This window comes from Rosenbergiella nectarea (genome assembly GCF_900111105.1).
Taxonomy (GTDB): domain Bacteria; phylum Pseudomonadota; class Gammaproteobacteria; order Enterobacterales; family Enterobacteriaceae; genus Rosenbergiella; species Rosenbergiella nectarea.
Window position 1 is genome coordinate 65804 of sequence record NZ_FOGC01000014.1, and the last position, 11593, is coordinate 77396.

An 11593-nucleotide genomic window follows, 5' to 3' on the forward strand; every position below is an offset into this window, starting at 1 on the left:
CCAGATATGCGCAAACAGGTAGAAGTTTTCACCGATGGCTCCTGCTTAGGTAATCCAGGGCCAGGGGGATATGCGGCGATTCTCCGCTATGGTCAACATACCAAAGAATTCAGTGAAGGTTATCAGCTCACCACCAATAATCGCATGGAATTACTTGCGGCAATTATCGCTCTGGAGGCACTGTCCCAGCCCTGTGACGTTACCCTCACCACCGATAGCCAGTATGTTCGTCAAGGTATCTCCCAATGGATCCACAATTGGAAAAAACGCGGATGGAAAACTACAGATAAAAAGCCGGTTAAAAATGTCGATTTGTGGCAGCGTCTCGATTTGGCGTTAAAAGACCATACTATCCACTGGATGTGGGTAAAAGGCCACGCTGGGCATCCTGAAAATGAGCGTTGTGATGAATTAGCCCGTCAGGCAGCAAGTCACCCAACCCGCCCCGACAACGGTTATTCATCCGCCTTGTGATGATCGCCCAGTGAGCAGATTTGGCGACTCACATTCACGGCTGGTCTTAAGCGGGCCCCCTGAGCTGACGCTCTTTTTTTAGCTAAGGTCAGGGGATAGGTCCGCTTTCGCGCCAAGATAAGATGGTTACAGCCTAAACTTGGGAGGTGGCGAGTCAATATGCCCGGCTGCGAACACCAAGGAAGAATTTGTGTCGCGCGGTAACTCACAATTTCGTAATTTAACAAGCTCAGCCAATCAATTAGCCGGCTTTTGGGATAAAAACGAGCTTTTAGTGATAGACCCGGCCACGCGCGCACGAGCCCTAGTAAGCTAAACGGATTGAATTCCGATAGTATCATCCAACCATCATCGACTAATACGCGATCGGCCTCTCGCAATACTTGATGGGGATCTTTACTCCACGCTAAAGCATGAGTAATTAGACAAGCATCAATCGATTTACTCATTACGGGCAGTTTTTCTTTATCGCCAACTAAGTCCACCTGTCTGGCATCATTACCAATCCTAACTTGATGGCTTATCGCGCAGCGACTAGTATCGATAGAGTGGCTCAGCGGCCCAATCTTAATGAAATGCGAACCATAGAGTTTACTTAACCAAGGTTGTATCTCATCACTGATCAGCGTCTGGAACTGTCGCCCCCAACGTAATTCATGCCACTGTGAAGGACTGGAAAGAGAACGACTGATTTTTGCAATCTTCATTAAGTAATCACTGGTTAGATGACAAAGGAATCTTTATGAGCTTAACACTAACAGCCCTGCCCGCATTAGAAGATAATTATATCTGGGCGTTGATCGATGACAACAAACGGGTGATCGTCATCGATCCTGGAGCAGCGCAACCGGTTTTAGACGCGATCGATCAACAACAGTGGAAACTTGAAGCGATCCTGCTGACACATCACCATGCTGACCATACGGGTGGCGTAAAATCCCTAACCGACCACTACCCCACTATACCGGTTTATGGGCCACAGGAGACACTCAGCAAAGGGGCTACTGAGCTGGTCGAAGAGGGTGATGACCTAGAGCTACTCAATCATACCTTTAGTGTAATTGCCACCCCAGGCCATACTTTGGGCCACATTGTTTATTACGCAAAACCTTACCTATTCTGTGGGGACACACTATTTTCTGGTGGCTGTGGAAGGCTCTTTGAAGGGACGGCCGATCAAATGTTTACCTCGTTGAGCCGCTTAAATCAGCTACCCGATGAAACACTTGTATGCTGCGCCCACGAATACACACTCTCTAATTTGAACTTTGCACATCGCCTCTTCCCACAGAATTCTATGATGAGCGATTACCGCAATAAAGTAAAAAAATTGAGAGACAACTATCAAATTACCCTGCCGACTACACTGGAAACTGAGCGATTAATCAATGTCTTCCTGATGACCGATCAGCCAGAGGTTATCGCGCACTTTAACGATAATCCTGCGCTGACCACTCCTGCGCAACGCTTCGCAGAGTTACGCCGTCTTAAAGACCGAGGTTAAGTTTAGGGTTGTGTTAGGCGGGATGCTCACGTATCATTGCCTGTCTTTTAATCAATCAATGAACTTATATGAAGACTAAAGCGATATTTCTCGCCTCAGTCTTGTTGTTCAGTTGCCATGTATCAGGGAGTGATGCGGGCGAGCCTGAGCAACATGCACAGAGTCTGTCTTCAGCGAGTCAGGGAAGTGATGGGAATCTCGGAGCGCGCATGTTGTCTCCCCATTGGCAGGATGATGGGAATGCAACCGCACAAAACAGTGATCTCTGGGAAACCATTAGCGACAAGTTGAAGATGAAGGTTCCGAATAACCCTCGGATCCGCGAACAAAAACTGAAGTATTTGAAGGATAAGAGTTATCTCCACGAGGTAACTGCTCAAGCAGAACCGTATATGTACTGGATTGTTGACCAGATACAGAAACGAAAAATGCCGATGGAGCTGGTACTTTTACCTATAGTGGAGAGTGCTTTTGACCCCCATGCTACATCCAATGCTAACGCTGCTGGAATCTGGCAAATCGTAGCAAGCACGGGGCGAAATTACGGATTAAAACAGACGCAATGGTACGATGGAAGACGTGATATTGTCGCTTCAACCACCGTTGCATTGAATATGTTACAACGTCTGAACAAGATGTTTCACGGCGATTGGTTGCTAACCGTTGCAGCTTACAATAGCGGTGAAGGTCGAGTCCTGAATGCGATGAAGGCCAATAGAGCACGGGGTAAGCCAACCGATTTTTGGAACTTATCGCTGCCTAAAGAAACAACTGTTTATATTCCGAAAATGTTGGCCTTGAGCCAATTGATTAAGGATCCTAAACAGTATGGGATCAAGTTACCTAAAGCCAATACTGGTCGAGCCTTAGCGAAGGTGAATATTGGTAAGCAAATTAACTTAACCCAGGTCGCCTCGATGACAGGTATCCCTGTGGGACGGCTAAAAAGTTTTAATGCTGGCTACAAGCGCGGTACAACGGCACCAAGTGGGCCGCAATATGTTATGGTACCGAAATCGCATGTCGTTAGGTTGAAAAATTCGTTAGCAACCGATGATATACAAGCTGTGCAACCCATGGCAGTGGCAGCAACGAGTTCAGTTTCACGTTATAAGGTTCGATCGGGTGATACCCTATCGACTATAGCAGCAAAACACGGATTGAGCGTTCAAGCGTTGAAGTCGATGAACAATTTACGTACCGCGCAGGTACGCATTGGTCAAAATTTAAAGCTAGGCGGTCAAGATAAAAACAGCAGGCAACAACTGGCTGATAATGGAAATAGCATCACCTATAAGATTCGTAAGGGTGATTCTCTTTCCAGCATCGCAGAGCGTCACGGCGTTAACATCAAAGATGTTCTTCGCTGGAATGGTAGTTTGACGCGAGATGAACAATCGCTGCAACCAGGAAAGAAACTGACGTTATTCGTTAATAACTCGTAATATCGACTGAAAAAAGCTGTTCGCTCTGAACGGCTTTTTTTTATCCAATGAAAATCCAGCCACCCTGTTTATCTTTCACTCGTTCGATAAGCGCTGTATGTCCCCTCTCTAAGGTAAAATCCTCATCATTGTCGTTTTGCTTACCGGTCTCTAGAGGGAGAAGGGCGCGTAAATATCGGTCAAGTTCTTCATCGCCACTGCTTTCACTATCAACTTCTGCAAGGACAGTTAATCCTTTCTCGGGTAGCGTCAATCGCTGAAAGAATTCCTCTACCCGTTCGTACAGTTGCTGCGTAGAAAGATGCGAGGATTGTAAGATAATCTGTAATCCCCACCGATCACGGTAGACTCGCTGGCGGCAAGCAACGGCATAGCCCACTGCCTCAACCTCCCGCAGTTGGTGATAAAAGGCGCTTTCGTAATAACCTGCTAACTGTTGATATACCACTAATGAACGATACGAAGTCACAGGATAGGGAATAAAAGCGACTAATGTCGCTGAGTCACTCTCTGACGCCTGATAAACTACATGTTGCTGAAGAGGCAGTTTATCCACCTGAAATCTCTGCCAGTAGAGAGGAAGATTACTGAGCATCCCTTGTAAGATCTCAGCATCATGTTGCGTCGGGCCGATAAAGGAAACCATCCATCGGTCTAGTTTCTCAGCCAAGAGGCTTGGCACATTCTGTAAGAGTTCCCTAAGCGGTAGGGAGCCATAGCCGTCAATCGAGCTAGCAGGAAGTTCGTTCGGCCAATATTCAATGATGTTTGCTATACACTCTTTAAGATCGGCAAACTGCCCAAAGCGGATAAAAAGTAAATCATTGCCGTTAACCTGCTGCAAAATGACTTTTCCAGCAGCATGTTTCACAAGACTCAATACTGGCGATAGGGACTGGGTTAGGATCGCTCGTACCTCATCGGAGATGGCGGCTCCCGCGGCGGGGCGTAATAGCAGACTTACTCCCCCCTTCGGCTCATAACCGTAATGGAGCGGCACATGACAACCACTGCCTGTTATCGGCAGGACGTCTCTAGACGTTACACGAGGTTGCGGGTAGAAGATAAACGCATCATGATCATGAGTAATGCCCCTCATCACAAGTGGAGAGACTTGGAATTGACAACAAAGCCCCTGGCATTCGACGGCTTGAATGGCAGACTCCTGGCGACTCCGTAGTAATGCAAAGTGATTAATGGATGAGAGCGCTTGTTGCAGAGGTTTCGGCGTTAATTCCCTTTCTATCGACGTCGAAAATATAAAGCCTAAGGCGTGTTCGCGAAGGAAATCCATAGCCGGTAATCGTAGCGCTTCTGCTTGCGCGAGTTCCCGATAATGATCGAACTGAGGAGTAGAAAGTTGTGAGGCTGCTATCCGCCACTGCTGCCAGAGCGCTAAACTCTGTTGAGCATCCTCTTCGGAAAAGTCAGCCCCTTCAAACCATAACGTAAAGAAAATTTGCTGATTATCGTGATAGTGACGCTCTACTCTTACGGAGAGATGATATCCAAGTTGATGACTAATCACTTGGCAGAGTGATCCCGGCGCGGTATCGGTCATCAGTTCAACGATTGTCGGCCAGTCGCTCAAGCGACTCATCTCGATAACCTGCGTTATCCCCAATCCAGCCTGTTTTGCTAGACGTATTTCGCCCTGCCAATTCTGCCAACCGATCGGAGTACTTTCTACGACTCGACTGACGGGCTGCGAATCGATGGCTGAGGGCGTATCCGGTAACACAAAGCAATCAGCTACCTTATCATATTGCTGCTGACAGCTAAGGGGTGACGCTATCCATACTTGGCTACGCTCAAGGGCATAGCCTTGAGTATAAAAATGTTCCAGTGCCGCCCCCAACGCAGTCATATCGTTGCCGAAAGCCTTTGCATTACCAATATGAAACTCGGAAAAGGCTGACGGATGTTCAACTTGGCTGTGGAGGGCTGCGCTGGCTAGCGCATGAGGCGAACGAGAATAAAGTCGATACTCTTCATCAATGACAGCGGTTTCTCGTAGAAGATCCGCCGTCGCAAATCGCGGTGTGGTCAGCATATCCTTGAGACGCAGCAAACCTTGCTGCAGATCAGCCGGATCAACTTCAAAGTAGTAAGCGGTATAGTTCTGTTGGGTGGTTGCGTTGAGTCGCCCGCCTTGCTGGTGAACCCAAGGCATGAGGCGCTGTTGGTCCCGAAACTGTTGCCCCCCAGAAAAAACCATATGTTCGGTAAGATGAGCTAAACCCGGCCACTCCTTTGGCTCCTGATGGCTACCGACGGGAAAAATCCATACCACCGCAGCACGCTGCAAATGGGGGATATGCTCCATATTCACCTCAAGCCCTGAGGACAACCGGTAGCGCCAAGCCTCGTCGATGACCGCCATGCCTATACCGACGTTTTAAAAATTAACTCGGAATTACGCTGATGCCTAAACTGCAGCTGTTCGATTGTCATCTGACAATGGTTAGCCTCTTCTCTCGCCTCAAGTATTTTTCCATGATGTGCAGACTTGCTGCATACCGGATCAGCATTATCGGCATTACCCGTTAACATAAAGGCTTGGCAGCGGCATCCACCAAAGTCTTTCTCTTTTTCATCGCAAGAGCGACAAGGCTCTGGCATCCAGTCATAACCGCGGTAACGATTGAAACCAAAAGAGTTATACCAAATATCGTCCAGACGATGCTCGAGTACCGATGGAAATTCAATCGGTAGCTGGCGTGCACTGTGGCAAGGTAAGGCTTTCCCATCGGGCGTGACGTTCATAAAGATCGCCCCCCAGCCCCCCATGCAGCCTTTAGGACGTTCTTCATAATAATCAGGCGTGACAAAGATGAGGTTAGTCAGATTACCTGAAGCAGCCATCTTCTCTCGATAAGAGGCGACCACCTTTTCAGCATCGGCAATCTGTTTTCTTGTCGGTAGCAACCCTTCTCGATTGAGTTGCGCCCAACCATAGAATTGGCAAGTCGCCAGTTCAACATCATCTGCTTCAAGCTCAATACAGAGCTCAATGATCCGGTCAATCTGATCGATATTGTGCCGATGTAAGACGAAGTTCAGGACCATGGGATAACCATGCGCTTTAACCGCTTTGGCCATCTCTAATTTTTGTGTGAATGCCTTCTTGGATCCTGCCAACGCAGCATTCAATGTTTCATCGCTAGCTTGGAAACTGATCTGGATGTGATCCAGTCCGGCATCGGCGAAGAGGTCCAGTTTTTTTGCGGTTAGGCCTATCCCAGACGTAATCAGATTGGTATAAAAACCTAACTCGCGAGCCACCGCAATCAGCTCAGGCAGATCTTTACGAGTGAGCGGTTCGCCCCCTGAAAAGCCAAGCTGAACACTTCCCATGGCACGGGCTTGCTTGAAAACCTCGATCCATTGCGCCGTGGTCAGCTCTTCACTTGCCCGTGCAAAATCCAATGGATTTGAACAATAGGGGCATTGTAATGGGCAGCGGTAAGTAAGCTCAGCCAGCAGCCATAACGGTGCTTTAATATCTGGATTACTTTGCATCGTTCAGCAGAATCCATTTTTGACGGTAAGCCGCCTGGAGAAAATCGATGACATCCTCATCCACGCCCCCCGCATCAGGAAAGCGTGTGTTGAGTTTTTCAATAATGAGATCAACACTTGCGACACCATCAACCAGCTCAAGAATCATTGCTGCCGACTCATTGAGTTTAGCCATACCCTCTGGGTAGAGGATCACATGCTGTTGTTGGGTCTCTTCCCATTGCATGCGATAGCCACGTCGGAAACAAGGTACTGCAGATAAAGTCATCATCATTTACACCAAACGCGTCGTGTGCCAAACCGGTTGGTCCGTCACTGTGTGATAAGGGGCGCGATCTAAGCTATAAGCCATGGTCATTGCATCGAGCATTGTCCATAGAATATCGAGCTTAAATTGTAAGATCTCCAACATACGCATCTGTTTTTCCGCTGTATCGAAAATCTCTAAGGCTAAGGATAGCCCATGCTCAACATCCCGCCGAGCTTGACCAAGGCGGCTTCGGAAATAAAAATAGCCGTCTTCCTTAATCCAAGGATAGTGCTGGGGCCAGCTATCTAAACGAGATTGGTGAATTTGTGGTGCAAAAAGTTCAGTTAATGAACTGCACGCCGCTTCCTGCCAATTCGCACGACGCGCAAAATTGACATAAGCGTCGACCGCAAAACGTACCCCAGGTAAAACATGTTGTTCCGACAGTAACTCTTCTCGAGTGAGCCCTACGGCCTCCCCAAGTTGTAACCAAGCCTCAATTCCCCCTTCACTCTCCCCATCACCATCGTGGTCAAGGATACGCTGTATCCATTGACGTCTTACGCTGGGATCCGGACAGTTCGCCATGATGGCCGCATCTTTTAACGGAATATTAGTTTGGTAATAAAAACGGTTTGCTACCCATCCCTGAATTTGTTGTTTTGTTGCTTGCCCGTTATGCATAGCAATATGATAAGGATGATGGATATGATAGTAGGCCCCTTTGTCGCGTAGGGCCTGTTCAAAAGCTTCTGGTGTTAGCGTTTCGCTAATGTGCATTTTATTCTCCCAACGTGATTTCCATACCATCCCAACTGACTTCGATGCCCGCCTTATCAAGGCTAGCTCTTTCCGGGGAGGACTCGTTAAGTATTGGGTTAGTATTATTAATATGAATTAAAATTTTACGCTGAGCTTTGAGGGTTGCCAACATCGCTAGCATGCCTTTCTCTTCGGAAAGGGCTAAATGCCCCATCGCTTTGCCAGTATTCAGTCCCACACCGGTTGTGACGAGCTCATTATCCTGCCAAACGGTCCCATCGATAAGTAAGCAATCGGCCTTTTGTAACCAAGGCAAAATGACTTCATCAGGCTCGCCTAGGCCTGGAGCATAAAGCACACTCTTACCGGTAGATTCATCCTCAATAAAGAGAGCAACGTTATGGCCCGGTAGGGGCTTATCACGCCAAGGTGAATACGGCGGCGCATTACTAATGATCGGGATTGGGGTAAAGCGTAATTGAGTGCAAACTCGCGTTTTAAAAGACTCCATCGGTACAATCGGCTGATGCAGTAAGCCACCATTCCAATGGGTTAGCATCGGAAAAATTGGAAAGCCCGTCGATAGATCCTCATGAACCTCTGCAGTACACCAAACACGATGCGGACAGCCTTCGCGTAGACTTAAAAGGCCCGTACTGTGATCAATTTGGCTGTCGGTAAGAATGATATCGCCTACCGTGGTGCCACGCAGATGACCGTGTTTAACAAACTCAGGAGTATGACGAATTTGCTCGGAGATGTCGGGAGAAGCATTACACAATACCCAATCTTGCCGATTATCACTAATCAGTATCGATGATTGTGTGCGTGGCCGTGCGGGGATAGAGCCTTCTCTGACGCCCTGACAATTAGCACAATTGCAATTCCATTGAGGAAAACCACCACCGGCGGCAGAGCCTAATACTTTGATAAACATAGAAGTGTCGATTTTTAGAGAGGAAGATGCCCGTACTTGTGCACGGGCATAGATGTGTTGCTTAGCGGTTAGAGATGTATAGAGTGATTTCCATACCTAAACGCATATCTTCAAATTCTGGTTTTTTCCACATAGTGTTGTCCTCATTATTATCATTTAGGTAATAATTCATTACCTTGGGGGGGGGGGTAAATGTTGCGCTAATGTTTCGCCAAGGTCAACACTAAACCAAAATTAATCATCATTATTGACTCCAGGTGCGTTCTAGCACTTTTAGCCAGTTTTGGGTCGTTATTTTTACCAAACTCTCTTCACAGAATCCCCGCCGCCTAAGTCGCTCAGCCAGCAGTGGTAGTCCGGTGACATCACCCAATGCTTTTGGGACCGATACACCATCAAAATCAGATCCCAAGGCAAGATGTCCATCACCAATCAGTTCAGCGACATAACAGAAATGATCAACTAATATGTCCAAGTCGGTCTCTTCACAGCGCGCCCCATCGGGACGGATAAAAGCATTACCAAAGTTGATGCCCACGACTCCTCCACTGTCACGGATCGCTAGCAATTGTTGATCCGTTAAATTCCGGGGCTGTGCACAAAGTCGATGAACTGAAGAGTGAGTCGCGATAAGAGGTTGGTTACTGAGTTCGGCCACTTCCCAGAAGGTTTTCTCATTCATATGAGAACAATCAATCACCATTTTTCTCTCCGCAAGCTGCCCGATAAGTCGTTTCCCCGCTCCCGTAAGACCGGGGCCACTATCCGGTGTACCAGGAAAACTTCCGGTTACCCCTTCCCCGTATGTATTGGGGGTATTCCAAAAGGGGCCTACACTTCTTACACCGGCGTGATAGAAGCGTTCAAGAGAGCTACTGTCTAAAGCTAATGCATCCGCACCCTCTATATGCGCAACCGCAGCAAATACTTGATCTTTTTTAGATTGATGCAGTGCTGCAGCAGTGGTACAGAGTTTAATTTTCCCTTCAGACAGCTTAATCAGTTCTTTTAAGATCGCGAGCTGCTCCCACATCACCTCGAGTGGGTTATCAAGCTTTTTAGCATGGTGTGGATATTTATCCGCAATGTAGTGCTTGGGCGGAATGAAAATAGCAAAAAGGCCGCCGATTAGGCCAGACTGTTGAATTCGTGGGAAGTCGAGATGCCCTTCGATCTTCTCGAAGAAAGCGCCGGGAGTATCCGGATAATTTAACCATAGGTTAAGCAATAGGTCATTGTGGCCATCAAAATAGTGCATGCTTGATTACTCTCTAGGTAAAACTAAATTCGGCTAATAGAGGATTATGGTCCGAGGCTTCTGTCTTCAATACTCGCGCATTTTCGATAAACATTCCTCGATAAAAAATAAAATCGAGAGGACGACCAAAAGCCGTCCGGCGATGGTCGTGATCAAAATGGACTTCTTTTAGATGATGTTTATGAACAAAATGATATAAGGCCTTACTTCGTGGCAGACTCCAAGCATTGAAGTCTCCAGCCATTAGTATTGGGCCACAATGGTGTTGCATATGTTCGCCTACCGTCGCCAGTTGCTTGCGATAGACTTCTATCCCTAGACTAAAATTAACCGCATGCATATTCACAGCCATGAGCATTTGACCGTTAGGCATAGGATAAACCGTAATCAGGGCTGATTTGGCTAAGCGTAATAATGGCTCACGTTCACGCAGTGGGCAACAAAAAATAGGGGCGCTTTTCGCTAATGTCATGACCCCAGAAGGATGTTGCGGAAAGGATAAAGCAGGAACTTGATCAACCGCAATAAAATGGCAGGTTGCAAAAGTGACCAGTTCTGGAGTCGTCTGAGCTTCTTGTAACATCACTAAATGACTGTCTTTACCGAAATCGGTTATGACTGACTGCCATTCTGCACGTTGTTGTTTGAAGATGTTCCAAACCAGAACTTTTAGATTTTTATAATCCGGCAGTAACGCCCCTTCCGGTAAACGATGGACGAACGGAAATTGCAGCTCCGGCGGGAAAACCTGTTCTGCAGGTTGACCTGCCGTATAACGCATAGCAAATGTCTTTTTTCGCACGCTGAAGCTATCCCTCGTTTATGGATGACTAACCGTAATAGTACCAGCCTGTAGGAAAAAATAATGGCTTTAAAAGCGATGTTTTAGGAAGAATTTTCTCAAAGCAAAAAACCCATGCTATTTCTAGCATGGGTTTCTCTTAATAAGTGGCGGAACGGACGGGGCTCGAACCCGCGACCCCCTGCGTGACAGGCAGGTATTCTAACCAACTGAACTACCGCTCCACCGATTCTGTCTCAAAGTAGCACTGCTACTTTGCTTGTTTCTCCCGCACCGTGTCAAGGGTGTGGTCATGACCTAGAGGTCTTAATTGGATGCCTGGCAGTTCCCTACTCTCGCATGGGGAGACCCCACACTACCATCGGCGCTACGGCGTTTCACTTCTGAGTTCGGCATGGGGTCAGGTGGGACCACCGCGCTAGTGCCGCCAGGCAAATTCTTGCTGCTAAAAACGTTTCTTTTTGACGTACTCGGCGTTAACTTCCCTCGCGCTACTCAGTCACATACCGGTGTATGCTCCTTCTTATCGCTTGGTCGTCGCCTTGATTACGATAAAAATTAATCGTTTCTTTACTTCGCAATTCTTTTTAAATAAACGAATGTGTTCGCTTACCTTTCTATTCGTTAATCTGTCAACGC

The 11593-nt window shown here is 47.4% G+C and carries 12 protein-coding genes, 1 tRNA gene and 1 rRNA gene; 3 read left to right on the forward strand and 11 right to left on the reverse strand.

The window, feature by feature from the left end:
* Positions 1-6 precede the first annotated feature (6 nt).
* Positions 7-474 carry a ribonuclease HI gene (gene rnhA / locus BMX14_RS14775; RefSeq protein WP_092678075.1) on the forward strand — a complete coding sequence of 156 codons (468 nt, stop codon included), beginning with the start codon at positions 7-9 and terminating at the stop codon, positions 472-474.
* On the opposite strand, the gene BMX14_RS14780 is transcribed toward rnhA, so the two are convergent.
* Entirely contained in the window at positions 456-1181 is a 726-nt protein-coding gene (locus tag BMX14_RS14780) for a class I SAM-dependent methyltransferase (RefSeq protein WP_092678077.1), read from the reverse strand. The two genes, rnhA and BMX14_RS14780, sit on opposite strands and share 19 nt — an antisense overlap.
* A gap of 35 nt (positions 1182-1216) precedes the next feature.
* Between BMX14_RS14780 and gloB the strand changes: the two genes are divergently transcribed.
* Positions 1217-1978, forward strand: coding sequence for a hydroxyacylglutathione hydrolase (gloB, locus tag BMX14_RS14785; protein WP_092678079.1), 762 nt, complete (start codon positions 1217-1219; stop codon positions 1976-1978).
* 68 nt (positions 1979-2046) lie between these two features.
* Positions 2047-3423, forward strand: a complete 1377-nt coding sequence (mltD, locus tag BMX14_RS14790; protein ID WP_092678081.1) for a murein transglycosylase D — start codon at positions 2047-2049, stop codon at positions 3421-3423.
* Positions 3424-3463: 40 nt separating this feature from the next.
* On the opposite strand, the gene BMX14_RS14795 is transcribed toward mltD, so the two are convergent.
* From BMX14_RS14795 to rrf, 10 genes are all read right to left on the reverse strand, one after another.
* Complete coding sequence (locus BMX14_RS14795) at positions 3464-5806, reverse strand: insulinase family protein (RefSeq protein ID WP_092678083.1); 2343 nt, start codon at positions 5804-5806, stop codon at positions 3464-3466.
* A gap of 2 nt (positions 5807-5808) precedes the next feature.
* Positions 5809-6945, reverse strand: a complete 1137-nt coding sequence (gene pqqE / locus BMX14_RS14800) for a pyrroloquinoline quinone biosynthesis protein PqqE (RefSeq protein WP_092678085.1) — start codon at positions 6943-6945, stop codon at positions 5809-5811.
* Complete coding sequence (pqqD, locus tag BMX14_RS14805; protein ID WP_092678107.1) at positions 6935-7213, reverse strand: pyrroloquinoline quinone biosynthesis peptide chaperone PqqD; 279 nt, start codon at positions 7211-7213, stop codon at positions 6935-6937. The genes pqqE and pqqD overlap by 11 nt, the downstream gene beginning before the upstream one ends.
* A gap of 6 nt (positions 7214-7219) precedes the next feature.
* Positions 7220-7975 (reverse strand): pyrroloquinoline-quinone synthase PqqC, encoded by a 756-nt coding sequence (gene pqqC, locus BMX14_RS14810; protein ID WP_092678087.1) that lies wholly within the window; start codon positions 7973-7975, stop codon positions 7220-7222.
* Between the two features lies 1 nt (position 7976).
* Complete coding sequence (pqqB, locus tag BMX14_RS14815) at positions 7977-8894, reverse strand: pyrroloquinoline quinone biosynthesis protein PqqB (protein ID WP_092678089.1); 918 nt, start codon at positions 8892-8894, stop codon at positions 7977-7979.
* 61 nt (positions 8895-8955) lie between these two features.
* Positions 8956-9027 (reverse strand): pyrroloquinoline quinone precursor peptide PqqA, encoded by a 72-nt coding sequence (gene pqqA / locus BMX14_RS16475; protein ID WP_099823985.1) that lies wholly within the window; start codon positions 9025-9027, stop codon positions 8956-8958.
* Between the two features lie 111 nt (positions 9028-9138).
* Entirely contained in the window at positions 9139-10152 is a 1014-nt protein-coding gene (locus BMX14_RS14825; RefSeq protein WP_092678093.1) for a dipeptidase, read from the reverse strand.
* Positions 10153-10165: 13 nt separating this feature from the next.
* Complete coding sequence (locus BMX14_RS14830) at positions 10166-10954, reverse strand: endonuclease/exonuclease/phosphatase family protein (protein WP_092678095.1); 789 nt, start codon at positions 10952-10954, stop codon at positions 10166-10168.
* Between the two features lie 147 nt (positions 10955-11101).
* Positions 11102-11178, reverse strand: a tRNA-Asp gene (locus BMX14_RS14835).
* A gap of 92 nt (positions 11179-11270) precedes the next feature.
* Positions 11271-11386: ribosomal RNA gene (rrf, locus tag BMX14_RS14840) — 5S ribosomal RNA — on the reverse strand.
* Positions 11387-11593 lie beyond the last annotated feature (207 nt).